Source organism: Pseudomonas sp. GV071 (assembly GCF_003050835.1).
Lineage (GTDB): Bacteria > Pseudomonadota > Gammaproteobacteria > Pseudomonadales > Pseudomonadaceae > Aquipseudomonas.
This window is the reverse complement of sequence record NZ_QAOJ01000007.1, coordinates 255,498-280,132: the sequence shown is the minus strand read 5'-3', so window position 1 is coordinate 280,132 and position 24,635 is coordinate 255,498. Positions and strand designations below refer to the sequence as shown.

At 61.2% G+C, this 24,635-nt stretch carries 23 protein-coding genes and 1 pseudogene; 12 read left to right on the top strand and 12 right to left on the bottom strand.

Annotation, left to right across the window (positions count from 1 at the left end; genetic code table 11):
- Window position 1: 1 nt before the first annotated feature.
- Window positions 2-1,384 (top strand): DUF1254 domain-containing protein, encoded by a 1,383-nt coding sequence (locus C8K61_RS15715; RefSeq protein ID WP_108097206.1) that lies wholly within the window; start codon window positions 2-4, stop codon window positions 1,382-1,384.
- Between the two features lie 234 nt (window positions 1,385-1,618).
- Window positions 1,619-1,867, top strand: coding sequence for a DUF1145 domain-containing protein (locus C8K61_RS15710; RefSeq protein WP_108097205.1), 249 nt, complete (start codon window positions 1,619-1,621; stop codon window positions 1,865-1,867).
- A gap of 131 nt (window positions 1,868-1,998) precedes the next feature.
- Here the strand turns inward: C8K61_RS15710 and C8K61_RS15705 are convergent, their stop codons facing one another.
- Window positions 1,999-3,054: a putative urea ABC transporter substrate-binding protein gene (locus tag C8K61_RS15705; protein WP_108097204.1), complete on the bottom strand. Its 1,056-nt coding sequence runs from the start codon at window positions 3,052-3,054 to the stop codon at window positions 1,999-2,001.
- A 228-nt stretch (window positions 3,055-3,282) separates the two neighbouring features.
- Here C8K61_RS15705 and C8K61_RS15700 point away from each other — a divergent pair, with 228 nt between their 5' ends.
- Together C8K61_RS15700 and C8K61_RS15695 are read left to right on the top strand one after the other, a co-directional pair.
- On the top strand, window positions 3,283-4,101 hold the full coding sequence (locus C8K61_RS15700; protein ID WP_108097203.1) for an alpha/beta fold hydrolase: 819 nt from the start codon (window positions 3,283-3,285) through the stop codon (window positions 4,099-4,101).
- 172 nt (window positions 4,102-4,273) lie between these two features.
- Window positions 4,274-4,486: a DUF6434 domain-containing protein gene (locus C8K61_RS15695; protein ID WP_108097202.1), complete on the top strand. Its 213-nt coding sequence runs from the start codon at window positions 4,274-4,276 to the stop codon at window positions 4,484-4,486.
- Window positions 4,487-4,518: 32 nt separating this feature from the next.
- Here C8K61_RS15695 and C8K61_RS15690 read toward each other — a convergent pair whose 3' ends face one another.
- Window positions 4,519-5,436: a bestrophin family protein gene (locus tag C8K61_RS15690; RefSeq protein WP_108097201.1), complete on the bottom strand. Its 918-nt coding sequence runs from the start codon at window positions 5,434-5,436 to the stop codon at window positions 4,519-4,521.
- A gap of 129 nt (window positions 5,437-5,565) precedes the next feature.
- Between C8K61_RS15690 and C8K61_RS15685 the strand changes: the two genes are divergently transcribed.
- On the top strand, window positions 5,566-7,269 hold the full coding sequence (locus tag C8K61_RS15685; RefSeq protein ID WP_108097200.1) for an amidase: 1,704 nt from the start codon (window positions 5,566-5,568) through the stop codon (window positions 7,267-7,269).
- A 51-nt stretch (window positions 7,270-7,320) separates the two neighbouring features.
- Here C8K61_RS15685 and C8K61_RS15680 read toward each other — a convergent pair whose 3' ends face one another.
- On the bottom strand, window positions 7,321-8,226 hold the full coding sequence (locus C8K61_RS15680) for a LysR family transcriptional regulator (RefSeq protein ID WP_108097199.1): 906 nt from the start codon (window positions 8,224-8,226) through the stop codon (window positions 7,321-7,323).
- A gap of 156 nt (window positions 8,227-8,382) precedes the next feature.
- Between C8K61_RS15680 and ycaC the strand changes: the two genes are divergently transcribed.
- Window positions 8,383-9,006, top strand: a complete 624-nt coding sequence (ycaC, locus tag C8K61_RS15675; RefSeq protein ID WP_108097198.1) for an isochorismate family cysteine hydrolase YcaC — start codon at window positions 8,383-8,385, stop codon at window positions 9,004-9,006.
- 143 nt (window positions 9,007-9,149) lie between these two features.
- Here the strand turns inward: ycaC and C8K61_RS15670 are convergent, their stop codons facing one another.
- Complete coding sequence (locus C8K61_RS15670; protein WP_108097197.1) at window positions 9,150-10,181, bottom strand: GGDEF domain-containing protein; 1,032 nt, start codon at window positions 10,179-10,181, stop codon at window positions 9,150-9,152.
- Between the two features lie 193 nt (window positions 10,182-10,374).
- On the opposite strand from C8K61_RS15670, the gene C8K61_RS15665 reads away from it, so the two are divergent.
- Window positions 10,375-10,902 (top strand): thioesterase family protein, encoded by a 528-nt coding sequence (locus C8K61_RS15665; protein ID WP_108097196.1) that lies wholly within the window; start codon window positions 10,375-10,377, stop codon window positions 10,900-10,902.
- Here C8K61_RS15665 and C8K61_RS15660 read toward each other — a convergent pair.
- Window positions 10,899-11,333: pseudogene (locus C8K61_RS15660) on the bottom strand (hypothetical protein). The gene C8K61_RS15665 and the pseudogene C8K61_RS15660 sit on opposite strands and share 4 nt — an antisense overlap.
- Before the next feature lie 274 nt (window positions 11,334-11,607).
- On the opposite strand from C8K61_RS15660, the gene C8K61_RS15655 reads away from it, so the two are divergent.
- Complete coding sequence (locus C8K61_RS15655; protein ID WP_108097195.1) at window positions 11,608-12,117, top strand: thioesterase family protein; 510 nt, start codon at window positions 11,608-11,610, stop codon at window positions 12,115-12,117.
- Here C8K61_RS15655 and C8K61_RS15650 read toward each other — a convergent pair.
- The 4 genes from C8K61_RS15650 to C8K61_RS15635 form a co-directional block, all read right to left on the bottom strand.
- Window positions 12,114-12,707, bottom strand: a complete 594-nt coding sequence (locus tag C8K61_RS15650) for a hypothetical protein (RefSeq protein ID WP_108097194.1) — start codon at window positions 12,705-12,707, stop codon at window positions 12,114-12,116. The two genes, C8K61_RS15655 and C8K61_RS15650, sit on opposite strands and share 4 nt — an antisense overlap.
- Before the next feature lie 75 nt (window positions 12,708-12,782).
- Window positions 12,783-13,595, bottom strand: coding sequence for a hypothetical protein (locus tag C8K61_RS15645; RefSeq protein ID WP_108097193.1), 813 nt, complete (start codon window positions 13,593-13,595; stop codon window positions 12,783-12,785).
- A gap of 268 nt (window positions 13,596-13,863) precedes the next feature.
- On the bottom strand, window positions 13,864-15,228 hold the full coding sequence (locus C8K61_RS15640; protein ID WP_108097192.1) for a heavy metal sensor histidine kinase: 1,365 nt from the start codon (window positions 15,226-15,228) through the stop codon (window positions 13,864-13,866).
- Window positions 15,225-15,896 (bottom strand): heavy metal response regulator transcription factor, encoded by a 672-nt coding sequence (locus C8K61_RS15635; protein ID WP_108097191.1) that lies wholly within the window; start codon window positions 15,894-15,896, stop codon window positions 15,225-15,227. Before C8K61_RS15635 ends, C8K61_RS15640 begins: the two co-directional genes overlap by 4 nt.
- A 138-nt stretch (window positions 15,897-16,034) precedes the next feature.
- On the opposite strand from C8K61_RS15635, the gene C8K61_RS15630 reads away from it, so the two are divergent.
- Window positions 16,035-16,529 (top strand): heme-binding protein, encoded by a 495-nt coding sequence (locus C8K61_RS15630; protein ID WP_108097190.1) that lies wholly within the window; start codon window positions 16,035-16,037, stop codon window positions 16,527-16,529.
- 16 nt (window positions 16,530-16,545) lie between these two features.
- Window positions 16,546-16,956, top strand: a complete 411-nt coding sequence (gene uraH, locus C8K61_RS15625; RefSeq protein ID WP_108097189.1) for a hydroxyisourate hydrolase — start codon at window positions 16,546-16,548, stop codon at window positions 16,954-16,956.
- 118 nt (window positions 16,957-17,074) lie between these two features.
- On the opposite strand, the gene C8K61_RS15620 is transcribed toward uraH, so the two are convergent.
- A complete protein-coding gene (locus C8K61_RS15620; RefSeq protein WP_108097188.1) occupies window positions 17,075-17,572 on the bottom strand; it encodes a hypothetical protein in 498 nt (165 codons plus the stop codon).
- A gap of 158 nt (window positions 17,573-17,730) precedes the next feature.
- On the opposite strand from C8K61_RS15620, the gene C8K61_RS15615 reads away from it, so the two are divergent.
- Window positions 17,731-18,474: a class I SAM-dependent methyltransferase gene (locus C8K61_RS15615; RefSeq protein ID WP_108097187.1), complete on the top strand. Its 744-nt coding sequence runs from the start codon at window positions 17,731-17,733 to the stop codon at window positions 18,472-18,474.
- A gap of 325 nt (window positions 18,475-18,799) precedes the next feature.
- Window positions 18,800-19,318, top strand: coding sequence for a hypothetical protein (locus tag C8K61_RS15610; protein ID WP_108097186.1), 519 nt, complete (start codon window positions 18,800-18,802; stop codon window positions 19,316-19,318).
- Between the two features lie 179 nt (window positions 19,319-19,497).
- On the opposite strand, the gene C8K61_RS15605 is transcribed toward C8K61_RS15610, so the two are convergent.
- Together C8K61_RS15605 and C8K61_RS15600 are read right to left on the bottom strand one after the other, a co-directional pair.
- A complete protein-coding gene (locus C8K61_RS15605; RefSeq protein ID WP_108097185.1) occupies window positions 19,498-20,745 on the bottom strand; it encodes a ribonucleotide-diphosphate reductase subunit beta in 1,248 nt (415 codons plus the stop codon).
- Window positions 20,746-21,119: 374 nt separating this feature from the next.
- Window positions 21,120-24,029, bottom strand: coding sequence for a ribonucleoside-diphosphate reductase subunit alpha (locus tag C8K61_RS15600; protein ID WP_108097184.1), 2,910 nt, complete (start codon window positions 24,027-24,029; stop codon window positions 21,120-21,122).
- Between the last annotated feature and the right edge of the window lie 606 nt (window positions 24,030-24,635).

Sequence of the window (24,635 nt, the reverse complement as noted above, 5' to 3'; positions counted from 1 at the left end):
GATGAGCGTTCCTCTGACGTCGCGGCTGTGGTTTAGAACCGTGCTGGCGCTAGTGGTGCTCGTGGTGCTGGCGGCTGCCGTGCTGTTCAGCCAGCGCCAGGTGATTCGTGATGCCGCCGAAGGTTATGTGTTTGGCTACCCGCTGGTGATTACTGAAATCACCCGCGACGGCTTTAACCACAGCCTGGCGCCTACCCAGCACCTGGTGCACGTGCAGAAATTCCCCGACGCGCACTTTCGCGAGATCGTCCGGCCCAACGTCGACACCCTGTATTCGGTGGCGTGGCTGGACCTGAGCGAGCAGGCGCTGGTGTTCGAGATGCCGGCCACCGAGCGCTACAACGTGATGCAGTTTCTCGATGCCTGGACCAACGTTTATGCCTCGCTGGGCCCGCGCACCACGGGCAAGGACGCGGCCACCTATTTGCTGGTCGGGCCGAATTGGAAGGGCACGGTGCCGGAAGGCATGCTGCTATTGCGCTCGCCGACGGCGATTGCCTGGCTGCTCGGCCGACTGCAAACCAATGGCGTGGCGGACTACGAGACGGTGCACGGCATCCAGCAGCAGATCAGCCTGACGCCGCTGAGTGAGTGGCAGCAGGGCAAACGTTCGGCGTCGCTGGTGCCGCCGGTGAAGGTCGAGCGCGGCGTGCCGCCGCTGTTCCAGATGCGCGCGCTGGAGAGCCGCGACTTCTTCCAACGCCTGGCGCGCTTGATGGCCAGCAATCCGCCGTCGGCCACCCTGGATCAGCCGGCGCTGCAAGGCCTGGCGCGTTTGGGCGTGCAGCCCGGGGCTGAGGTGCCGGCGTGGGGCTGGCTGCAGCAACGCGCGGTGGCGCTGGGTATCTGGCTGGCCGAGCGCAAGCTGCAAGACGTGATCGCCCACCCGGTCGACCTGAAAGCCGGCTGGCGGGTGCCACCGGCGCAAGTTGGTCGTTATGGCAGCGAGTACGGCTTGCGTGCGGCGGTGGCTATGGCCGGGTTTGGCGCCAACCTGGGCGAAGACGCGGTGTACCCCAATGGCGTCAAAGATGGTGAGGGCAACGCGCTGCAAGGTGGCCAACGCTACCGCCTGCATTTCGCTGCCGGGCAGTTGCCGCCAGTGCGCGCGTTCTGGTCGGTGACCGTCTACGACGCCGACGGCTACCTGGTCGACAACCCCTTGAACCGCTACGCCCTGGGCGACCGCGACGCGCTCAAACGCAACGCCGATGGTTCGCTGGATATCATCCTGCAAGCCGATGCCCCGGCCAGCGAATGGCAAGGCAACTGGCTGCCGATTCCAAAAGAGGGTGGCTTCGCCCTGACTGCACGGCTGTACTGGCCGGAGGCGGCGATTCTGTCTGGTAAGTGGAATATGCCGGCCATCGAGCGGGTGCGGTAGGTTGGGTTGAGCTAAAGGCGAAGCCCAACGATACGTTGCGCTCAGGCCTATTGCCGCTGCCACAGGACGATTGAGAGGTAACGGCAGTGGTCTGTTTGGCGGCGCTGGCGGGGCGGACTCAGGCGTATCGTTGGGCTTCACGTCGTTCAACCCAACCTACCCAAAAGTGCGGGGTGAGTGGGCTGAGTTGCAACGTATCGTTGGGTTCAACCTACACCCCAACAAGGAACACCCATGCACCTGATGTCCTTCCTCAAAGGCGCCCTCGCCATGTTCTGGCTGATGGCGCTGCTCAACATCATCTATCCCTTTGGTGAACCGCTGCACCGGCCACTGTTACTGGTGACCGGCGTGCTGTTCGCCGCCCATGTCGGCGAAGCCTTGCTGTTCAACAGCCGCCTCAAGCGCCAGGCGTTTCCGTGGCTGGAACGGGCGCAGGTGTTGCTGTTTGGTTTCCTGCATTTGCGTGGGCTGGCGCGCTAAGCGGCCCTCACCCCCAGCCCCTCTCCCGCAGGCGGGAGAGGGGAGCTGAACTGCGACCTTGCTGCAACCCCAATCAGTCCCCTCGCCCCTCGGGGAGAGGGCTAGGGTGAGGGGGATGATCCACCACCGATCTACAACCGCCCATCCGCCGCCACCTGCATAAACGCCGAATCAAAGCGCAGTTTGATATTCGCCGGGCTACCGATCACCACGCCATTGGCGAAGGAGATGCCGATGCTCTGCGCGCTGGTGGCTTTGCCGAGCATGCCGTGGCTAAAGGCAAAGGCGCTCATCCGTTCCATGGCCGCCGGCAGCCCCGGGCTTTCGGCAAAGGTCACGGCGCTGCGGGCGGAGTAGAACGAGCGGTTTTTGCGGCGCTGGGCCTCGTAGTCTTCCAGCTCGATACCCGCACCTTTGGCAATGGCGCTGAGGGTGGCGGCGCCTTTGTCGTCCGTGGCGCGCATCCGTTGCATGGTTTCGAACCACGCCCCGGTCAGTGCCCGGCCCAGGGCCGGGTTGGCGCGCAGGGTGTCGGTGTTGACCGCGAGCAGCTGGACTATTTCTCCAGGAATGCGGTGCGAGCTGAACACCAAGGTGCTGTCGCCCGCGGCCTTGAGCTGCGCCAGCGTCGGGTTCCAGGCCGCCACTGCGGCGATATCGCCGGCGCCATAGGCAGCCAGCAGATCGGCCTCGGCGGTGGGCGTTACGCTCACATCGTCTTCGCTCAATTGCACCGACTCCAGCGCACGTACCAGCAGGTAATGCGCCACCGAATTTTTCGCCAGATGCACCTCTTTGCCCTTGAGGTCTTGCGCCCGCAGGTTTTTGCCGCGCAGCAGAATGCCGTCGTTGCCTGCGGAGAAGTTATTGATCAGCAGCGCCGTGGTATCGATTCCGGCTGCGGCGGGCAGGGACAGGGCCTGGAGGTTATTCATGGTGCAGCCATCGAACTGGCCTGCGGTGTATTGCTTGACCGCATCGGTGGCGTCGTCGACGCGCACCAGGTCAATGCTGATGCGGTACTTCCTGGCCCATTTGGCCACGATCTTCTGCTGCGCCGCATAGCCCCACGGCAACGCGCCAGCATCGTTGCTCCAGCACACGCGAAATTGGTCACGGGCCAGGGCGCTGGTGCTGCTGCCCAGCAGCATCACAAAGGCGATGACCAGAAAACGGGAAAGGCGCATGCAAGGCTCCAGCAGAGGGCAAAGGGGTAAGCGCCGCGAGCTTATCCCAGGGCGTTGGTGTGTGTGGTTTGTGTCGACAAAATTGAGAACCGTGCTTACCTCTGTAAGCAAATTTTCAACCCAGCACAGCCATCCAATGCGCCGTCATATTCCAGGCAGATAGTAGTTATAGAGAAGATGCTTGCTGCGTTTTCTTCCCGATGACAATGGACACTTCAGGAGAGCCCTATGAGCACGTTCAAAACCCAAGACGGCACCGAGATCTACTACAAGGATTGGGGCAGCGGTAAGCCCGTACTGTTCAGCCACGGCTGGCCGCTGGACGCCGATATGTGGGAATACCAGATGGAGTACCTGAGCTCCCGCGGTTACCGCACCATCGCCTTCGACCGCCGCGGTTTCGGCCGTTCCAGCCAGCCGTGGACCGGTTACGACTACGACACTTTCGCTGACGACATCGCCCAACTGATCGAACACCTGGACCTCAAGGACGTGACCCTGGTGGGCTTCTCCATGGGTGGCGGCGATGTCAGCCGTTACATCGGCAAACACGGCTCCGCGCGCGTCGCCAAGCTGGTGCTGCTGGGCGCGGTGACGCCGATTTTCGGCAAGACGGCAGACTTCCCTCAGGGGGTGGACAAGTCTGTGTTTGACGGCATCAAAGGTGGCCTGCTGAAAGACCGCGCGCAATTTATCAGCGACTTCGCCACGCCGTTCTACGGCATCAATCAGGGCCAAGTGGTGTCCGATGGTGTGCTCACCCAAACCCTGAATATCGCCTTGCTGGCGTCCCTCAAAGGCACCGTGGATTGCGTGACCGCGTTTGCTGACACTGACTTCCGCCCGGATATGGCCAAGATTGATGTGCCGACCTTGGTGATCCATGGCGACGGCGACCAGATCGTGCCGTTCGAAACCACCGGCAAACTGGCCGCGCAGTTGATCAAAGGCGCGCAGTTGAAGGTGTATAAGGGCGCGCCGCACGGCTTTGCGGTAACCCATGCGCAGCAACTGAATGAAGATTTGTTGGGCTTTATTGCGCAGTGATTTGAGTCGGCGGATACCCACGGGGTATTCGCCCTGCTCACGGTCCCGTAGGAGCGGCTTCAGCCGCGATGCTGTTGATTTCATCGTTTGCAGGGATCGCGGCTAAAGCCGCTCCTACAACACCGCGTTTTGGGTTACAACACCGTCTCCCTTTTCACGGAAGAACCCCACCATGCCCTTCGACTGGCACGCCGACCCCATCACCGCACACACACCGCTGGATAAAAACTACCGCTCCACCCAGAACGTGCGTCGGTTTTTAGCCGAGCAGTGCCGCGCGGACGTCAAACTCACCCGAGACTTCATGGCCTGGATCCGCAGCGGTGAGCCGCAGACCATGGGCGACGTCGCCGCCGAGTGGACCCGCCGTCACGGCCAGGGTTAAAACCGCCAGGTAGCCCCGTCACCGCCGAACTGTCACAGCAACACCCCATTCACCGGCTGTGCTGCCTCCGGCGCCGGTTCGCCGAGCATTTCCAGCACCGCAATTTCATGCCCGCGGCACATTGCATCCAGCGGCAAATCATTGGGTTGGGTGTCGAACGGGTCGGCAATCTGATCGCCCAGCGCATCCAGGCCAAAAAACGTATAGGCCAGCACGCACACCGCAAACGGGGTGAACCAGCCGATGCTGTCCACCAGGCAGAACGGCAGCAGAAAGCAGTACAAGTGCACGATGCGGTGCAGCATCAGAATGTAGGGGTAGGGGATGGGGGTGTTCTTGATTCGCTCGCAGCCGCCCAGCACGTAGTTCGCGCGGTTCAACTGCTCGTCCAGATGCACCTGGACGATATCGCTGGCGCCGGATTGCCGGGCCAACTCCATGGTTTGTTCGCCTAGGCGATGCAGCAATGCGCTGGGCGGGTTCTGTTTGTCGGCGAGGGTGTGGCGGGTGGGTTCGTCCAGCAGGCGCTGCAATTCTTCACTGGGCTCGGTGCGGCGCAGTTGGTCTTTCAGGGTGTAGCCAAAGGCGATCAGCAGGTTGAGCAGTACACGGCGTTCTTTGTCGGCCGCCGCCGGCAGCAGGGTGAGGATCTGCCGAGTCAGGTTGCGGGTCACGATCGACAGTTCGCCCCACAGGGTGCGCGCCTCCCAGAACCGCTGGTAGGCCACCGTGTTGCGAAAGCCCAGGCAGATCGCCAGGGTCAGGCCCCAGAGGGTGAAGGGCGTGGCGGTCAGCACCACTTTGTAGTGGTACAGGGTGCCGTGGCTGGCCACCACCAGCGAACTGATCAGCACGGTGAACAGCACCTTGCGCCAGATCGCCGTGATGATCGACCCCTTGAGCGAGAACAGCAGCACGAACACGGACGGGTTCTGTGGGCGGGTAATCATGCGCGGCCTCGGGGGCAATGGAGCGTGGCCGGATTGTGCGGCATCGGCCACCTGGCGTGCCACTCTTCCTCTGTTGCCTGCTTGAGGCAGAATAGGCGCCTGCAACTGCCAACCAGAAAAGAGGCCAGCATGATCGAAGTCACCGAGGTGTCCATTAGCGAGCTGCGCGCCGCGCTCGAAAGCGGCCGCACCACCGCCGTAGAACTGGTGCAGGCCTACCTCGCGCGCATCGACGCCTATGATGGCGCCGACACTGCCACCGCGCTGAATGCCGTGGTAGTGCGCAACCCCGACGCCTTGCAAGAAGCGCATGCTTCCGACGCCCGCCGTGCCAAAGGCGAAGTGCTCGGCCCGTTGGACGGCATCCCCTATACCGCTAAAGACAGCTACCTGGTCAAAGGCCTGACCGCCGCGTCCGGCAGCCCGGCTTTCGCCAACCTGGTGGCCCAGCGCGACGCCTTTACCATTGAGCGCCTGCGTGCTGCTGGCGCCATCTGCCTGGGCAAAACCAATATGCCGCCGATGGCCAACGGCGGCATGCAACGTGGCGTCTATGGCCGCGCCGAAAGCCCGTACAACGCCGCTTACCTGACGGCGCCATTTGCCTCCGGTTCGTCCAACGGCGCTGGCACCGCCACTGCTGCCAGCTTCGCCGCCTTTGGCCTGGCCGAAGAAACCTGGTCCAGCGGCCGGGGCCCGGCCTCCAACAATGGCCTGTGCGCCTACACGCCGTCGCGCGGGGTGATTTCGGTGCGCGGCAACTGGCCGCTGACGCCAACCATGGACGTGGTGGTGCCCTACGCACGGACCATGGCCGACCTGCTGGAGGTGCTCGAACACGTGGTGGCCGAAGACAGCAACCCGCGTGGCGACCTGTGGCGCCTGCAGCCCTGGGTGCCAATCCCGCCGGTAGCCGAAGTACGCCCAAGCTCTTACCTGGACTTGGCCGCCAAGCCCGCCGCCCTGGCCGGCAAACGCCTGGGCGTGCCGCGCATGTTTATCAACGCTGACCCGGACACCGGCACCAGCGAAGCCCCCGGCATCGGCGGCCCGACTGGCCAGCGGATCATCACCCGCGCCTCGGTGATCGACCTCTGGAAGGACGCGCGCAACGCCCTGGAAGCGGCCGGCGCCGAAGTGCTGGAAGTGGACTTCCCGCTGGTCTCCAATTGCGAAGGCGACCGCCCTGGCGCGCCGACCGTGTTCAACCGCGGCCTGGTGTCGCCGGAGTTTCTCAACCACGAACTCTGGGACCTCTCCGCCTGGGCTTTCGACGACTTCCTGCAAGCCAACGGCGACCCGAAGCTCAACCGTCTGGTGGACGTCGACGGTCCGAAAATCTTCCCCCACGACCCCGGCACCTTGCCCAACCGCGAGGGCGACCTGGCCGCTGGTATGGACGAATACGTGCGCATGGCCGAGCGCGGCATCACCCCCTGGGACCAGATCCCGACCTTGCCCGAAGGTCTGCGTGGCCTGGAACAAACCCGCCGCATCGACCTGGAAGAGTGGATGGACAAGCTAGGGCTGGACGCGGTGCTGTTCCCCACCGTCGCCGATGTCGGCCCCGCCGATGCCGACGTCAACCCGGCCTCGGCGGATATCGCCTGGAGCAACGGCGTGTGGGTGGCCAACGGCAACCTCGCGATCCGTCACCTGGGCGTACCGACGGTGACCGTGCCGATGGGCGTGATGGCCGATATCGGTATGCCGGTGGGGCTGACCTTTGCCGGGCGGGCTTACGATGACTCGGCGTTGCTGCGCTTGGCGTCGGCGTTTGAAGCCACTGGCAGCAAGCGGCAGATTCCGCCGCGTACGCCGGCGTTGGGATAAGCCTAGCCCTCTCCCCCGTCCCCTCTCCCGTAAACGGGAGAGGGGAGGGGCTCACGCCATATCACTCTGACTGAATTCCTCCCCCAGAAAATCAATCAACGCCCGCACCGACGGCAGTAACCCACGCCGCGAAGGGAAGATGGCGTGCACGATGCCGCACTTGGGCGTCCACCCCGGCAGCATTTCCACCAGGGTGCCGGCCGCCAAGTCATCACGCACTGCCACCTTCGGCAGGTGCACGATCCCCACCCCCGCCAACGCCGCATCCCGGAGCGCCCGCAGGTCGTCGGTGATCATTCGTGGCTGGTGGTTGATGCGCAGGCTGGCGCCCTCGCTGTTGAACAACTCCCACTGATACTCGCGTTGCTGCCCGCCCCAGAACAGGCTTGGCAGGCGGCTCAATTCTTCCGGCGCAAAACCCACGTCCAGGCACTGCGCGTACTGCGGGTGGCCCACCAGGCATTGGGTGCTGTTGGCCAATACCTTCATCACCATGTCGGTGTTTTCCAGCGGCGGAAAACGCACGCGCAGGGCGATATCGAAACCTTCATGGAGCACATCTACCCGCCGGTTGGTGGCCTCCAGCGCCAGCTCCACCAAGGGGTACTTGAGCATGTAGCGCGTCAGCATTGGCCCCACCCAGGAGTTCAGCAGCGTGGTGGGGCAGGCCAGGCGGATGAGGCCGCGGGGTTCGCTGCGGTTGCGCTCGATCACTTCGGCGGCGCTTTCCGCCTCCACGCGCATGGCCACGCAGCGTTGGTAATAGGCCTGGCCGATTTCGGTCAGGGCGCTGTGCCGACTGGTGCGCTGCAACAGGCGCACGCCCAGGCGCTCTTCAAGCTGAGTGATGCGCCGGCTGAGTTTGCTCTTGGGCATATCCAGCGCCCGCCCGGCCGCCGCGAAGCCGCCGTGTTCCACCACCTGGGTGAAGTAGTAGAGGGTGTTGAGGTCTTCGATGATCGTTCTCCAAATAGAACGCTAGAGGCAATTTTTGCAGTCTAGTGCAAAAAGATGATCGATTTTAATCTTTACCCATGCCGCGACAACACGGCAGCGAAGCAAAAACCTTAACGCCCAACAGCGGGCACCCAAACAGAAAGCGAGGAACGCACCATGACTACTTCTTACAAATACAACCGTCTGGACAAAGAAAACGCCGTGGTTCTGCTGGTAGATCACCAGGCTGGTTTGCTCTCCCTGGTTCGCGATATCGAACCGGACAAATTCAAAAACAACGTGCTGGCTGTCGCTGACCTGGCCAAGTTCTTCAAGCTGCCGACCATCCTCACCACCAGCTTCGAAACCGGCCCCAACGGCCCGCTGATGCCAGAGTTGAAAGAGATGTTCCCGGAAGCGCCGTACATTGCTCGCCCTGGCCAGATCAACGCCTGGGACAACGAAGACTTCGTCAAAGCGATCAAGGCCACCGGCAAGAAACAACTGATCATCGCCGGCGTGGTCACCGAAGTCTGCGTAGCCTTCCCGGCACTCGCCGCCATCGAAGAGGGCTTTGATGTGTTCGTGGTCACCGACGCCTCCGGCACCTTCAACGAAATGACCCGCGACGCCGCCTGGAACCGCATGTCCGCCGCCGGTGCGCAACTGATGAACTGGTTTGGCGTGGCGTGTGAGCTGCACCGCGACTGGCGCAACGACATCGAAGGCCTGGGCACCCTGTGCGCCAACCACATCCCGGACTACCGCAACCTGTTCACCAGCTACAACGCCAAGAAGTAAGGCGCAAGGCATAAAAAAACCGGAGCTCAGCTCCGGTTTTTTTATAGGTTCAGAAAAGCATCGCGGCGAAAGCCCCTCCCACCATGGAACTCCTATTCCTGTGGGAGGGGCTTTAGCCGCGAGCGCTTGATCTTCGGCTTGCGCTACGCGATCGCCAGCGCCTTACGCTGCTGCTTGACCCGGTACATCTCGCGGTCAGCCAGTTTTATCGCCTCATCGGCATCCACCCCATCGGGCATCAATGCCACCACCCCGACACTGGCGCCCGCATAACGCAGCTCGCCATTGTCCAGGGCATAGCGGCCAATGGTGGCGCTGGTCAGGCGTGCCTGCAGGTGGTCGGCGGCATTGCGCATGGCACCGGCCAGCTCATGCGGCTCGGCCTGCATGCCCATGGCAATCACCACGAATTCATCGCCACCGGTACGCCCCAGCACATCGCTGGCGCGCAAGCAGCCCTTGAGGTGGGCAGACACCTGCTTGAGAAAGGTGTCCCCCGACTGATGGCCGTAGGTGTCATTGATCGACTTGAAGCCATCCAGATCCACAACCGCCACCAGCGCATAACGCTGCTCGCGTTTGGCCAGGGCCAGCACGCGCGGCACCTCACTGAGAATTGCCCGGCGGTTGTACAGCCCGGTGAGCGAATCGGTCAGCGCCAGGGTGGCCAACTCGCTGTTGGCCTCCTGCAGGCGCTCCACCAGGTTTTCCCGCTCCAGCGAATAACCGAGCAGGCTGGAAAGCAGCAACAGCAACGGCTCTACCTCGGGCGATCGGGCGACCTGCTCGGCACTGGCGGCGCATACCGTGCCCAACACACGGCCGTCCTGAGCGCGGATCGGCGCGCTCACGTAGGTGCGAATTCCCAACGCCTTAGCCGCCTCGGAGTCACCCCAGCACTCGGCGACGTTGTCCGAATACATGCGGTTTTCTTCCAGCGCGCGTTTGCACAGGGTGTCTTCCCACGGCACCACCAAGCCCTCGGGAATGGTTATGGAGCCCACATTGCGAGCGAACTCGATGCGCTGCACCCCATGTTCCAGGTCGATGGTGGTCAGGTACGTCGACTCCATGCCAGTAACACGGTTGAGCAGCGTCAACAGTGGGCGGGTAAGTTGTTCGACCGTCCTGGCCTTAGGCACTGTTTCGGATAAGAACGACAGGAGATGGTCCATGGCGGAGCTCGATACTGGCTGGCTACCTGATAAGTGATAGCAAAAGACTTACATTCTGGATAGCTCTAAGCCGACATGTTGTGCGGCATTTCGCAGGCTCGGGATCCCGCCATCACCCCCGCGAATACCCCACAAACCTGGACACCCGCGCCGCCACTGCCTAGCGTGGCCCTTCCCAAGGAAGGAGCCCGCCATGTCCGGCTTGCTACGCAACCTCATCGCCGTTGTTATCGGTCTGCTGCGCCAGGGGCGTCACGGCGTCGCTGACACCGTGTTCAGCCACTTCTGGGTAACCCCGCTGGACGCTGGCCTCAAGGTGCTGAAAAGCGACAAATACCTGCAGTACGACGAAACCGCGCAGTTCGACTACCTACTGCAGATCGGTCAATTTTTCCCCGTGCTGCGCGCCGGCGCGAGTTTTGTGAACGTCGCCCAGCAGGTACAGTTTCTGCGCCCGGTGCCGTTGTTCAGCCGGGTGCGGGTGGCCACTCGGGTGCTGTACGCCAACGAAAAATGCGCCTACTTCGGCCACCGCATTTACGCCAAAGACGCTTTGGCCGCCGAAGTACTGGTGAAAATGAAATTCAAACAAGGCCGCGCCACCCTGGCGCCCGCTACCTTTCTGGCTTGCAGTTTCACCGAGATGCCGGCCCAGGTGCAGCGCTGGGAAGTTGCATTACAAACGCCCAGCACTGCCCCCCTTTGTTTCTTGCAGCGTTAGCGAATGCTTTGGATGCTGCCCTTGTTGCCGGTGACTTTCACGTCGACCTGTTTAAAGAAGAAGTAGTCTTTGACGTTGACTTCGTAGCGTGGCGCCAGGATCAGATCGGAGCCGGAGCTCTTGACCGCTTTGTAGGCCGCCGCTGCTTTGGTCGATGCTACCGGGTCGAACAGGTTGAACGCCGAACCGCCGACGCCTCCTTAGGCAACGCCGTCTGCAAACTGGCTGTCACCGCCCATCTGAAGGAAACCGAAAAGCAGATTGGTCGACGACTGACCGCTGATTTTTTCGCCGACGGCGACGTCAGCTTTCAGCGCTGCGTCCACGTTACCCACCAGTGGGGCTGTGGGCTGACTGACGTTGTGGCTCATGCAGCCAGTAGTAACTAGGGCAGTGGCGATAACCAATGCCGGCATCAAAAAAAATTTCATGTTCAAACTCCGGAAATGACGCGTTTAAGGTTCTTCTGTAGCGGCGCCAATTTAGGGGGAGGGGAGCAGGCTTCATGTCAGTCTGATATTTCACGACTGTAGGAAATGGGGTGTTTTTGGTAGGAATTGGTAACCGTCATAGGCCGCTCTTACCTCCCCAGTTCATGGCGCAGGCGCCTGCGGAGACGGCCTATCATCCCCGCGAATACCCGACAAACCTGGACACCCGCGCCGCCACTGCCTAGCGTGGCCCTTCCCAAGGAAGGAGCCCGCCATGTCCGGCTTGCTACGCAACCTCATCGCCGTTGTTATCGGTCTGCTGCGCCAGGGGCGTCACGGCGTCGCTGACACCGTGTTCAGCCACTTCTGGGTAACCCCGCTGGACGCTGGCCTCAAGGTGCTGAAAAGCGACAAATACCTGCAATACGCCGAAACCGCGCAGCTCGACTACCTACTGCAGATCGGTCAATTTTTCCCCGTGCTGCGCGCCGGCGCGAGTTTTGTGAACGTCGCCCAGCAGGTGCAGTTTCTGCGCCCGGTGCCGTTGTTCAGCCGGGTGCGGGTGGCCACGCGGGTGCTGTACGCCAACGAAAAATGCGCCTACTTCGGCCACCGCATTTACGCCAAAGACGCTTTGGCCGCCGAAGTACTGGTGAAAATGAAATTCAAACAAGGCCGCGCCACCCTGGCGCCAGCTACCTTTCTGGCCGGCAATTTCACCGAGATGCCGGCCCAGGTGCAGCGATGGGAGGCTGCACTGCAAGAACCCGGCAACCACCCTTAGCGCGGCGTCACGCCAAGCAAGATGGAAATCGCCCCCAGCAGAATCAGCGCCCAGTAGCCCGCACCGACGACGATGAACACCGAGGTCCAGCCGGACAACCCCGAGTTGCTGGCACCGCTCGGGTCACCGCTGGCCAGGTTGGCCTGACGCTGGATCGCCATCAACGCCAGCACCCGCACTATCAACAGCGCCATCACCGGCAGTAGCGCCACCACCATCGTGCGTTCGTCGCCGTAAGCCAGCAGGTTGATCAGCCAAATCACCACCGCGAGCCCGACAAACACATGGGGCGCTGCAGCGTATCGCCAGTACGGCAGCTCCCGTGCCGCCAGGCGTTTGTTGATCAGGCCAAACAGGCTGTGGGTAAAAAACAGATAAAAAATCGACCGCCACAATGGCGTCACCGGCTCCCCCGCACTGCGACGCTGGGTGTACCAGTGCTTGAAGCTCCAATAAAACGAATACCAGCCGAACGTCAGGAGAAACAGCAGGCAGACCTTGCGCAGCGAAACGACAAAAAAGGGTGCGCCGTGTTCGCTGGAGAGTTTCTCCACCAGCTCGGCTTTGGGGGCGTTGTAAATGTTTTCCATGACCTGTCCTTGGTGGGGGGAAGTTAGTCCTGCCTGGCGGAGAGTGGCCGTAGTGCGGTGTAACTAAACCGATAGTCAGCGGGCGGCGCTGCCATTCAACTGTGCCTGCAGGTCGACAAACGCCTGGCCTACACAGCCCTTGGCGCCAGCTTGGGCGAGGTGTTGTCTGGCTGTGGCCGGGTCACTTGTGGCTTCATAAAGTGCCAGTTGCAAATAGGCTTCCGCTTGGGTGTCTTCCAACGTCAGCAGCAAGGGGTGCAGGGCCATGTCGTCGTGCATGGCGTTGCCTTCTTTGTACATATCGGTCATGCGTAAATCGAAGCACTGCGGGTGATCGAAGGCCTGCAACGGGTAGTAGCTGCTGTATTGATCAGGTTTTTGCAGGCTGGCCAGTAACGCCCGCATGGCCATGGCGGTTTGCTCGGCATCGGTGGGAGAGGGGCTGTCCGGGTCGAGGCGCGAGCAATAGGCCGCGAAGGCCAGGCTACCTGCCAGCAAGTTGGTTTTCGTGATCTTGTACAGCTGATCGCATGCCTTGGCTCTGGCGGACACACGTATCCAGGCATCGGTCGCCGCTTTAAGCCGGTCGATATGAGCATGGGCAAACAGCCCCGGGGGAAAACCAAGGTCGGCTGAAACCTCCAACTCGAGCTCGTACTTTTCCAGCAGATCATTGAGTTCGCGGCGCTTTTTCAGGGTCTCGCGGGGCGTGAGTTTGGACTGCACACCATCGTCCGGCAGGACGCCCAACTTCATCAGTTCTGTAAACGCATCACGGGTAGCGATCGCCGTTTCGTACTCCGCCTGGCCCAACTCCGGTTCGGCAAAACAACGGCCTGCAAGCAAACAAAGGCCCAGCAATAGCCAGGCGGGGAGGGCGCGATCCATCACACAACGGCTCCATGAGAACGCAGCGCCGCGTGGGGAACGTGGCGTGCTCGGGGCGCGGAGTGAGAACACCCGCGCAGCGCCTGTAGTGTCGGGGGGACGGTGGCTAAAAATCAATATCGGCGGTAGGCCAGATACCGGGTTTTCTTCACGTTGTCGGGCGATTTGCCAGCGGCCTCACAGCGAGAGCGGTTTATCACCCAACAGAAGGCCGGCGGTGCGCCACCGGCGATGTTGTGAATCCCATCTATCGAGCAGCAGCCGCTGCTTACTGCTGCCCGGTAAATGCCAAGGTAAACCAGGTGCCCGTGTCGTCACTGCGCACCCACACCTCACCGCCATGCGCCTGCATGATCGAACGCACTATCGCCAAGCCCAGCCCGCCCGAGTCTCCGTGTAAGGTGCGCGAGGGGTCGCAGCGGTAGAAGCGTTCGAACAGGTGCGGCAGGTGCTCGGCGGCAATCGCCGGGCCGTGGTTGTGTACGCTCAGTTGCAACATGGTGCCTACGCATTCGGTGGTCAGGGTCACCGGTTGGCCCGGTGCGCCGTAGCGCAAGGCGTTGGCCAGGAGGTTGGCCAGCGCCCGGCGCAGCAGGTCCGGGTCGGCCACCAAACTGCCGTGGGCTTGATTGCGCAACGGCATGTCGCGCTCTTCGGCCATGCCCTCGAAGTACTCGCACAATTGTTCGCCGAGGGCGTGCAGGTCGACGGTCTGGCGAGTGATGGCGTCCTGCTCGGTGCGGGCCAGAAACAACATGCTGTCGATCATCCGCGCCAGGCGTTCGTATTCCTCCTGGTTGGACACCAACAAGTCTTCGTACACCGCCACCGAGCGCTCACGCTGCAAGGTCTGTTGGGTGTGGCCCATCAGGTTGCTCAGCGGCGTGCGCATTTCATGGGCGAGGTCTTCGCAGAAGCGTGACAGCTGGGCGAAGCCGCGTTCCAGGCGCGCCAACATGTGGTTGAGCGCCTCGCTCAGCGGCTGCAGTTCGGTCGTGGCGTGAAACTCATCGAGGCGCACGTGCAGGTGTTGGCTGTCGATGGCCGCCGTGCGCCGCGCCAGTTCACGCACTGGGCGCAGGCCGCGTTGGCTCACCAGCCAGCCGAGAACAAACGCCAGCAGCACGCCGCTGGCCAACGCCAGGCATAACTTCAGCCGGTACGCCGCGAGCATTTGCGTGCGCTCGGTAAGCAGCTTGCCGGCGATCAGCGTCAGTTGCTGGTTGCCGCGCGGCATCTGTTGCCAGGCGAGGCGCAACGGCGCGCCCGAGGGGTCGTCGACCAACTGCGCGGTGGCGCTGGCCGGCAGTGCCGGGCGGGGCAAGCTGGGTGGGTTGATTTCGATCAGCACCTCACCGTTGCCGTCCACCACCCACAACAGATTGTCGCGATTGCCGAGCATGTTCTCGTACAGCTGCGGCCGTTCACGCAGGGCGTCGATGCTCTGGGTATCGGCCAGAATCGCCTGCATCCGCTGCACCCGGCCGAGCAGGGCCTGGTCATCGCGCCAGGCAATTTCCCGTTGCAGCGAGTGGTACAGGTAAAAGCCGATAGCGCCCAACAGCAGCGCGCTGACCAGGGCAAACATCAGCGCCAGGCGCACACTCAGCGCCCGCGGCGCCCAGCGCCTCATGGCTGGACCGCCAGGGTGTAACCCATGCCGCGCACGGTATGAATAAGCTTGGCCGGGAACGGGTCATCGACCTTGGCGCGCAAGCGGCGGATGGCCACGTCCACCACATTGGTGTCGCTGTCGAAATTCATCTGCCACACCTGCGAGGCAATTTGCGCCCGCGACAACACCTCGCCCTCGCGGCTGAGCAGCAAATGCAGCAGGGCAAATTCCTTGTTGGTCAGCGTCAGCCGTTGGCCTTGGCGGGTGACCTGGCGGCGCAACAGGTCGAGGTGCAAGTCGGCCACCAGAAACTGCTCCACTTCACGGGGCGGGCCACGGCGCAGCAAGGTGCGCACCCGCGCCAGCAGCTCGGCATAGGAAAACGGCTTCACCAGGTAATCGTCGGCGCCCAGCTCCAGGCCTTTGACCCGGTCTTCCACGGCGTCGCGCGCGGTCAGAAACAACACCGGCGTTTGCTGCTTGCGGCGGATGATTTGCAGCAGCTGCCAGCCGTCGATGCCCGGCAACTGCACATCGAGAATGATCAGATCGAAGCTGTGCTCCTGCGCCAGGTGCTGGCCGTCCAGGCCATTGCCCGCCACCTCCACCAGATAGCCCGACTCACTCAGCCCCTTACGCAAGTAATCGGCCGTCTTCACTTCGTCTTCCACCAACAGGATGCGCATCGGTTCCTCCTACACAGGCGCATAAGGCTAGGCGCTTGTGCGCCAATCTCCCATTACAAATTGGTAATCCAGGCGTAATCGGCCCGTGGGGCAGGGCGGCGCAGCATGGCCGTCACCAGCCATTGACCGGACCCTGCCATGCTCCTGCGAACCGCCCCGCTCACGCTTCTTGCACTGACCCTCAGCAGCCACGCCCTGGCCGAATCGCCAGTCGCCCAGCGGCCTGACGTTACCCTGGCCCTGGCCAACCAGTTGCTTAGCACCACCCTCGCCACCTGCCACGCCCTGGGCCAGACCGCCGTTGCCGCCGTGGTCGACCGCGGCGGCAACCTGGTGGCGCTGCAACGGGACGACAACGTCGGCCCGCACAACACCCTGGCCGCGCAGCGCAAAGCCTTCACCGCGCTGTCGACCAAAACCGCCACCAGCACCCTGGCCGAACGCGCCCGCAGCAACCCCGATGCCGCCAACCTCACCACGGTCAGTGAACTGCTGCTTCTCGGCGGCGGGCTGCCCTTGCGTGTCGGCGACCAGGTCATCGGCGCCATCGGCGTAGCCGGCGCGGGCGGCAGCGCCAACGACCAGGGGTGCGCCGAGGAAGCTATCGCCCAGCACCTGCCCACCCAGCCATAACCCAAGGAGTTCCACCATGAAACGCCTCACCACCGCACTGGCCGGCCTGGCCCTGAGCGCCATCGCCAGCCTCAGCCACGCCGCCGACAACCCCCTGAGCGTGCACGTACTCAACCTGCAAGATGGCCTGCCATCGGCCAGCGTACAGGTCACCCTCGAACAACAAACCGGCAGCACCTGGACGCTGCTCAACAGCGGCACCACCAACGAACAAGGGCGCATTCCGGCCCTGTACCCCGAAGGCAAACCACTGGAGAAAGGCACCTACCGCGTCACCTTCAAAACCGGCGACTGGTTCCGCAGCCACAACGCCGCCACCTTCTTTCCGGAAGTGCCGGTGATCTTCGCCGTCGACGGCGCCGTGGCCCACTACCACATCCCCCTGCTGCTGAGCCCGTACGGGTTTTCCACCTATCGCGGTAATTGAGTGGTTGCAGCAGATGAACCAAGCCCCGCGAGTACGGGGCTTGGTTTGGGCTGACGTCCGTTACATACACAAAACCCCGCCAGTGCGGGGTTTTCACATTGCAAACAGAGCGGCTTTTTTATGCCTTGGTAATCGCGTTGGTCTTCGCCGCCACCACAACCGCCCGCAGCGCCTGCAACGTCACCTTGCCCGCCGGAAACTCCAACACCCCACTTTCCGCCAAGGTAAACAGCCGCTCGCCGCTGTGCAGCGTCAGTTGCATAAACGCCAGATGCTCCGACCACGAGCGATAACGCCGTGTCATGAAAATTGCGTGCTTGGACGTGACTTCGCGCACCTGCGTCAGGGCAATGCGGCGCGTCTCTCCCTTGTGGGTGACCACCAACTCGTCACCGTGGACAAACATCGGCGAGCACCTAGACACCTTCAGCCACTCCCAGCCAAACCGCCACAGCAACGCCAGCACCACCAGGGAAAACACCTGCGTCTCGGTGGTGGCTTTTTCCAGCAGCGCGAAGAGCATCATCAGCGCCATCGCGCTCAGGCAGACCAGCGTGATCAGGCGATAAAAATGTACCTTGTGGATTTCAGAGAGAGTCAGCAGGCGGAGTTCCATGGGCGAGTTCCTGGCGGTGCGCAACGCAATCGGCAATTGGAACAGACAACCGCGCGCGCCACCCGGGCAAAGCGCAAAACTGTGGCCCATCCCTTATTTTTCCGGCCTGCGCCGCGGCTGGGCTATCATCCGCGCCCGCTCACTAACGGTTGGCCCACATGCCCGGCAACGCCCTCTACACCGACCTGTCGGGTTACTACGACCTGATGTGCGCCGACATCGACTACCAGGCGCAAAGCCACTGCGTGCACCGCCTGCAGCAACTGTTCGGCAACACCGGAAAACGCCACCTCGACCTCGCCTGCGGCACCGGCCCCCACGTGCGCCACTTCATCGACGCCGGCTACCAGAGCGCGGGCCTGGACATCAACCAACCCATGCTCGACCGCGCCGCCCAACGCTGCCCCGAAGCGCACTTCAGCGCCCAGGACATGTGCACCTTCACCCTCAGCGAACCGGTCGACCTGATCACCTGCTTTCTCTACTCCATCCACTACAGCGCCAGCATCGAGCGCCTCAACGCCTGCATCGCCGCCGTGCACAGCGCGTTGGCCGAGGGCGGGGTGTTCTGCTTCAACGCCGTGGATAAAAACAAAATCGACAACAACGCCTTTGTCGCCCACACCGCCACCCATGAAGACGGCGAGTTTGCCTTTAGCTCCGCCTGGAGTTACCCGGGAGAGGGCGAGCGGCAGGCATTGAAGTTACGGATCGAGCGGGTCGTGGCCGGGGAGAAACAGGTGTGGCACGACGAACACCCGATGGTAGCGGTGAGTTTTGCTGAATTGCAGGAGCTGTTGGCGCCGTATTTTGAAGTGCATGTGTTTGGGCATGACTACCAGAAGCTGTTGGAGTGGGATGGGGTAGAGGGGAATGGGGTGTTTGTTTGTGTGAAGGTTTGAGGCGTGGGCGATAGGGTATTTGTACAGTTCACTCGTCACGCTTCTTTTGACCTCGCCCGATGTTCCGTTGGTTTTCTTTGTGAACGTCCGTATTTAAGTCTGGCTACAGCTCTTATTGTTTTAGAAGTTTCCTTTCCTCTTTAAAGAACATGCGGCTTATGCCGTTTGAGAATTCTCCGTCTTCTAAGTTTTCTGTTGTAAACCCCCATGCTAGAGCAGCTGGCTGGTTAAGCAATGTTATGTTCGTTGGGTTTTTCTGAACTAGACAAATAGTTCTCAGTTGATAATTACTGTCATCCGCGCCTGTGGAGGCTATGGATATCCCATGGGTTCTATTTACTTAACGAGCGGCAGGGGTATTCAGATGGAAGTCATCACGGTAGGGCTTGGCTCCAAAGAGTTTTTTCTCAATAGCCTGCTTATTGCAGTACTGCCGGTAGCTCTGTTGTTGGGCGTGGAGTACATGGCCACCAAACGTTTTAGTAGTGTGGGCTTGTTATTGGGGGCCGCAATTTTCCTTTTGCTCCAAAGTTGGTGGGTGTACCAGGCCAAGGGAAAGGTTTTTGTCGAAGACGGCGCACTGCATGTTCGGTCCGGCTTTTACAAAGCCCAATGGCCACTGGAAGGGTTGAGTGCTTCAGCCATCAACGCCGCAATCATGGGAGGGGGTGTTCGCATCAATGGCACGGCCATGTATGGCTTTCGCGCGGGCTGGTTTCAAATCACCGGAGACCGGATATTTTTCCTGACAACAAGCAACTCGGCTGCCTGCATTGAGCAGAAGGGAGTGGTGGTGCTTTGTTTGGATCGTGATGTTATTGATCGACTTAAAGGGCTTATCTAAGCGTTGGAAAAGGGGGGGGCTAGAAGTTAGAGCACTAAAAATAAATCTGTCCCCTTTTCGGTCATTAACTCTTTGCCCTATATGCAAAAAGCCCCGCACAAGGCGGGGCTTTTTATTAGCTTCATCCCCAACATCCATGGCAGGTTGTGGGGCGAACGTACTCTGATGTCAGCGGGCCATCAATCCCAGCTCAACGCCCCACCAGTCTGATACTCGATAACCCGCGTCTCGAAGAAGTTCTTCTCTTTCTTCAAGTCCATGATCTCGCTCATCCATGGGAACGGGTTGGTGGTGCCTGGGTACTCTTCTTTCAGGCCGATCTGCGACAGGCGACGGTTGGCGATGAATTTGAGGTAGTCCTCCATCATCGCGGCGTTCATGCCCAGTACGCCGCGCGGCATGGTGTCGCGGGCGTATTCGATTTCCAGTTGGGTGCCCTGGAGGATCATCTGGGTGGCTTCGTCTTTCATCTGCGCATCCCAGAGGCTCGGATTTTCGATTTTGATCTGGTTGATCACGTCGATACCGAAGTTCAGGTGCATGCTTTCGTCGCGCAGGATGTACTGGAACTGCTCGGCGGTGCCGGTCATTTTGTTGCGGCGGCCCATGGACAGAATCTGGGTGAAGCCGCAGTAGAAGAAGATGCCTTCCAGTACGCAGTAGTAGGCGATCAGGTTGCGCAGGAACTGGCGGTCGGTTTCCGGGGTGCCGGTTTCGAATTTCGGGTCGGAGATCGAGCGGGTGTATTTGAGGCCCCAGCTCGCCTTCTTAGCGACCGATGGAATCTCGTGGTACATGTTGAAGATCTCGCCTTCATCCATGCCCAGCGATTCGATGCAGTACTGGTAGGCGTGGGTGTGGATCGCCTCTTCGAAGGCCTGGCGCAGGATGTACTGGCGGCACTCGGGGTTGGTGATCAGGCGGTACACGGCCAGTACCAGGTTGTTGGCAACCAGGGAGTCGGCGGTGGAGAAGAAGCCCAGGTTGCGCATGACGATGCGGCGCTCGTCTTCGCTCAGGCCGTCATTGCTCTTCCACAGGGCGATGTCGGCGTTCATGTTTACTTCTTGCGGCATCCAGTGGTTGGCGCAGCCGTCGAGGTATTTCTGCCAGGCCCAGTCGTATTTGAAGGGTACGAGCTGGTTGAGATCGGCACGGGCGTTGATCATTTGCTTGTCGCCAACGTGCACGCGGGCGCTGGTGCCGGCCAGGTCGTCGAGGCCTTCCTGAATGTCGAGGTCGTTCAGCGAAGCTTTGGCGCGGGCCACGGCGTCGGAGTCGTTGGCGTCTACGGCGCGGGCTTCCAGCGCGGCGTTACCGCCCACCTGATTGAGCTTGTCGAGGCTCATGTCGTTGACGGTGGCAGTGGTGGTGGAAGCGGCGGTTTCGGCGCCGTCTTCTTTGTCGAATTCGTCCCAGCTCAGCATGTTCGTTGCTCCCGCTTGAGGGCCGTGCGCCTTGGGCGGGCGGCCTTTGTGAGTTTCCAGTCTAGTTCGCTGCTCGTGCACACAAAGCAATGACTGACCTTTGGTTTTATCCAGCCAGGCGATGGGTTGCCGGGGTGGTGAGTTGTTCGTGGGGTTTGAGCGGCTCCCCGGCCGTGGTGCTTGTAGCGTCTTGTGGCGAAACAGTGGGTTCGGCTTGAGATTCTGGATCCCAGCCTGCGCTGGGATGACGGAGGTTTATACGTCTATCACCGTCGTCCCAGCGAAGGCTGGGACCCAGATTCCCGAGGGGAGCTACGTTCCCCGATTATCACTGCAAAGCTGAGCCCGCCAAGGCTCAGCTTTGCCTACTGCTGTTACTGGCAGGCTTCGCAATCCGGCTCGTCGATGGCGCAAGCCTTCGGCACTGGTGCTGGACCGGCTTGCGGTGCTGGCGCGGCCGATTGAGCCGGCGCTGCACTTTGGCTTTCGCCGCCACCGCTCGACACCGCGTTCAGTTTGCTGGTGCTGATGGTGGATTTTTCGGTGCTGGTGGCGGCCAGGGCACGGAGGTAGTAGGTGGTTTTCAGGCCACGGTACCAAGCCATGCGGTAGGTCACGTCCAGTTTCTTACCGCTGGCGCCAGCAATGTAGAGGTTCAGGGACTGGGCCTGGTCGATCCATTTCTGGCGACGGCTGGCGGCGTCCACGATCCACTTGGTGTCGACTTCGAACGCGGTGGCGTAAAGGTCTTTCAACTCCTGCGGAATACGCTCGATCTGTTGTACCGAACCGTCGTAGTACTTCAGGTCGTTGATCATTACCGAGTCCCACAGGCCGCGGGCTTTGAGGTCGCGAACCAGGTACGGGTTGATCACGGTGAATTCGCCCGAGAGGTTCGATTTCACGTAGAGGTTCTGGTAGGTCGGTTCGATCGACTGCGACACGCCGGTGATGTTGGCGATGGTGGCGGTCGGTGCGATGGCCATGATGTTGGAGTTACGGATGCCTTTCTGCACACGGGCACGTACCGGCGCCCAGTCCAGGCTTTCGGCCAGGTCGACGTCGATGTATTTCTGGCCACGTTGCTCGATCAGGATCTGCTGCGAGTCGAGCGGCAGAACGCCTTTGCTCCACAGCGAGCCCTGGAAGGTTTCGTAGGCGCCACGCTCGTCAGCCAGGTCGCAAGAAGCCTGGATGGCGTAGTAGCTGACCGCTTCCATCGAGCTGTCGGCGAACTGCACGGCAGCGTCGGAGCCGTACGGGATGTGCTGCAGGTACAAAGCGTCCTGGAAGCCCATGATGCCGAGGCCGACCGGGCGGTGCTTGAAGTTGGAGTTCTTCGCTTGTGGCACCGAGTAGTAGTTGATGTCGATCACGTTATCGAGCATGCGCACGGCGGTGTTCACGGTGCGTTGCAGTTTGGCCAGGTCCAGCTTGCCGTCGACGATGTGGTTCGGCAGGTTGATGGAGCCCAGGTTGCAAACGGCGATCTCGTCCTTGTTGGTGTTCAAGGTGATCTCGGTGCACAGGTTCGAGCTGTGGACCACGCCGACGTGCTGCTGCGGGCTGCGCAGGTTGCACGGGTCTTTGAAGGTCAGCCATGGGTGGCCGGTTTCAAACAGCATGGAGAGCATTTTGCGCCACAGGTCTTTGGCCTGGATGGTCTTGAACAGCTTGATCTTGCCGCCGTACTGGGTCAGGGCTTCGTAGTACTCGTAGCGCTCTTCGAAGGCTTTACCGGTGAGGTCGTGCAGGTCTGGCACTTCGCTTGGCGAGAACAGGGTCCATGGGCCGTCGTCGAATACGCGCTTCATGAACAGGTCTGGAATCCAGTTGGCGGTGTTCATGTCGTGGGTACGGCGACGGTCGTCACCGGTGTTCTTACGCAGCTCGATGAACTCTTCGATGTCCATGTGCCAGGTTTCCAGGTAGGCACACACAGCGCCTTTGCGCTTGCCACCCTGGTTAACGGCTACAGCCGTGTCGTTGACCACTTTCAGGAACGGCACAACGCCTTGCGATTTGCCGTTGGTGCCTTTGATGTAGGCGCCCAGCGAACGTACCGGGGTCCAGTCGTTGCCCAGGCCGCCAGCGAATTTGCTCAGCAGGGCGTTGTCGCGGATGGCGTCGTAGATGCCGCCCAGGTCGTCCGGCACGGTGGTCAGGTAGCAGGAGCTCAGCTGTGCACGCAGGGTACCGGCGTTGAACAGGGTAGGGGTGGAGCTCATGTAGTCGAACGACGACAGCAAGTTGTAGAACTCGATGGCGCGGTCTTCTTTCTGCTTCTCTTCAATCGCCAGGCCCATGGCCACACGCATGAAGAACACTTGCGGCAGTTCGAAACGGATGCCGTCTTTGTGAATGAAGTAGCGGTCGTACAGGGTTTGCAGGCCCAGGTAGGTGAACTGCTGGTCGCGCTCGTGGTTGATCGCCTTGCCCAGTTTTTCCAGGTCGAAGTCGCGCAGAACCGGGTTCAGCAGTTCGAATTCGATGCCTTTCTCGATGTAGGCCGGCAGCGCTTTGGCGTACAGGTCGACCATCTCGTGGTGGGTGGCGCTGGTGGCGACGCCGAGGAAACCCAGGCCTTCGGCGCGGATGTTGTCCATCAGCAGGCGGGCGGTGACGTAGGAGTAGTTCGGCTCACGCTCTACCAGGGTACGGGCGGTCATCACCAGGGCGGTGTTGACGTCGTTCTGGGCCACGCCGTCGTAGAGGTTTTTCAGGGTTTCGCGTTGGATCAGGTCGCCGTCGACTTCCGCCAGGCCTTCGCAGGCTTCGGTGACGATGGTGTTCAGGCGGCCCATGTCCAGCGGGGTAACGCTGCCATCGGCGTGGGTCACGCGGATGCTTGGGTGCGGCTGAGCCGGTTCGTTGCTGCTGCGTACGGCGCGGTCTTTGGAGCGGGCGTCACGGTAGATCACGTAGTCGCGGGCAACCTTCTGCTCGCCAGCACGCATCAGGGCCAGTTCAACCTGGTCCTGAATCTCTTCGATGTGGATGGTGCCGCCAGATGGCATGCGACGCTTGAAGGTGGCGCTGACCTGTTCGGTCAGGCGCGCAACGGTTTCATGAATACGCGACGAGGCGGCAGCAGTGCCACCCTCTACGGCGAGAAACGCTTTGGTGATGGCTACGGTGATTTTGTCATCGGTATACGGCACCACGGTGCCGTTACGTTTGATCACGCGCAGTTGGCCAGGGGCGGTGGCGTTCAGGTCCTGGGTGGTGTCAGGCACTTGAGGCGCTACGGCCTGCGGGTTCTCGCGAGAGAGGTCGGTCTGCATTGAAGTCTCCGTGTTCTGCATTTATCTAAGTTTGGACACTGGACGGTGTTGCCGTTCATTCCATTGTTTTCTGTGGACCAGGTGTTTCTATAACCACTATTTCTACAATCCAAATGCCCTGCACACAGCGCCTGTCGACTAGGGAAGGGCTGGCAGCAAGGTCTTACAGCAGGGTGTTTGGGTAAGGCTCAAGCGCTTCCTTGGCTCAAAAAGTTACAGTTCGTTGGTTAAAACGTAACCACAATACCTAGTGGTGCTTGCCTGGTGGCATTACACCGAAAGCTGGCCGTTCGTCACGCATTTTTTAGGCCAGTTTTCAAATTCGCCGCCCGGGCGGCGAATGGGGAATTAAAGAGCGTTCACAGCTACCGGTGGTGGCCATCGAAAGGGCCGGGGCGTTTCATTCTAGTAGTGTCCGGTAGGTCACCAAAACCCAACATGTAGGTGTTTGGCGCGATGGGGATACAAGATAGAGCGCTGACCGACTCATTGCAAGGTGACTGTTACACACAGCCTGTGGATAAACCTGTGGGTTACTTTGGGGTAACTGGGCTTAGCCCGCACGGTCACTGGGATAGACCGATTTACACCACTCGTCGCCGGTTA

Excerpts from the sequence above, each read along its gene's own strand:
- uraH (WP_108097189.1), top strand. The coding sequence starts at position 16,546 with ATGAAACGCCTCACCACCGCACTGGCCGGCCTGGCCCTGAGCGCCATC.
- C8K61_RS15640 (WP_108097192.1), bottom strand. The coding sequence starts at position 15,228 with ATGAGGCGCTGGGCGCCGCGGGCGCTGAGTGTGCGCCTGGCGCTGATG.
- C8K61_RS15600 (WP_108097184.1), bottom strand. The coding sequence starts at position 24,029 with ATGCAGACCGACCTCTCTCGCGAGAACCCGCAGGCCGTAGCGCCTCAA.
- C8K61_RS15670 (WP_108097197.1), bottom strand. The coding sequence starts at position 10,181 with ATGGACCATCTCCTGTCGTTCTTATCCGAAACAGTGCCTAAGGCCAGG.
- C8K61_RS15645 (WP_108097193.1), bottom strand. The coding sequence starts at position 13,595 with ATGGATCGCGCCCTCCCCGCCTGGCTATTGCTGGGCCTTTGTTTGCTT.
- C8K61_RS15650 (WP_108097194.1), bottom strand. The coding sequence starts at position 12,707 with ATGGAAAACATTTACAACGCCCCCAAAGCCGAGCTGGTGGAGAAACTC.
- C8K61_RS15700 (WP_108097203.1), top strand. The coding sequence starts at position 3,283 with ATGAGCACGTTCAAAACCCAAGACGGCACCGAGATCTACTACAAGGAT.
- C8K61_RS15655 (WP_108097195.1), top strand. The coding sequence starts at position 11,608 with ATGTCCGGCTTGCTACGCAACCTCATCGCCGTTGTTATCGGTCTGCTG.
- C8K61_RS15665 (WP_108097196.1), top strand. The coding sequence starts at position 10,375 with ATGTCCGGCTTGCTACGCAACCTCATCGCCGTTGTTATCGGTCTGCTG.
- C8K61_RS15630 (WP_108097190.1), top strand. The coding sequence starts at position 16,035 with ATGCTCCTGCGAACCGCCCCGCTCACGCTTCTTGCACTGACCCTCAGC.
- C8K61_RS15605 (WP_108097185.1), bottom strand. The coding sequence starts at position 20,745 with ATGCTGAGCTGGGACGAATTCGACAAAGAAGACGGCGCCGAAACCGCC.
- C8K61_RS15715 (WP_108097206.1), top strand. The coding sequence starts at position 2 with ATGAGCGTTCCTCTGACGTCGCGGCTGTGGTTTAGAACCGTGCTGGCG.
- C8K61_RS15690 (WP_108097201.1), bottom strand. The coding sequence starts at position 5,436 with ATGATTACCCGCCCACAGAACCCGTCCGTGTTCGTGCTGCTGTTCTCG.
- C8K61_RS15620 (WP_108097188.1), bottom strand. The coding sequence starts at position 17,572 with ATGGAACTCCGCCTGCTGACTCTCTCTGAAATCCACAAGGTACATTTT.
- C8K61_RS15610 (WP_108097186.1), top strand. The coding sequence starts at position 18,800 with ATGGGTTCTATTTACTTAACGAGCGGCAGGGGTATTCAGATGGAAGTC.
- C8K61_RS15685 (WP_108097200.1), top strand. The coding sequence starts at position 5,566 with ATGATCGAAGTCACCGAGGTGTCCATTAGCGAGCTGCGCGCCGCGCTC.
- ycaC (WP_108097198.1), top strand. The coding sequence starts at position 8,383 with ATGACTACTTCTTACAAATACAACCGTCTGGACAAAGAAAACGCCGTG.
- C8K61_RS15705 (WP_108097204.1), bottom strand. The coding sequence starts at position 3,054 with ATGCGCCTTTCCCGTTTTCTGGTCATCGCCTTTGTGATGCTGCTGGGC.
- C8K61_RS15615 (WP_108097187.1), top strand. The coding sequence starts at position 17,731 with ATGCCCGGCAACGCCCTCTACACCGACCTGTCGGGTTACTACGACCTG.
- C8K61_RS15695 (WP_108097202.1), top strand. The coding sequence starts at position 4,274 with ATGCCCTTCGACTGGCACGCCGACCCCATCACCGCACACACACCGCTG.
- C8K61_RS15635 (WP_108097191.1), bottom strand. The coding sequence starts at position 15,896 with ATGCGCATCCTGTTGGTGGAAGACGAAGTGAAGACGGCCGATTACTTG.
- C8K61_RS15710 (WP_108097205.1), top strand. The coding sequence starts at position 1,619 with ATGCACCTGATGTCCTTCCTCAAAGGCGCCCTCGCCATGTTCTGGCTG.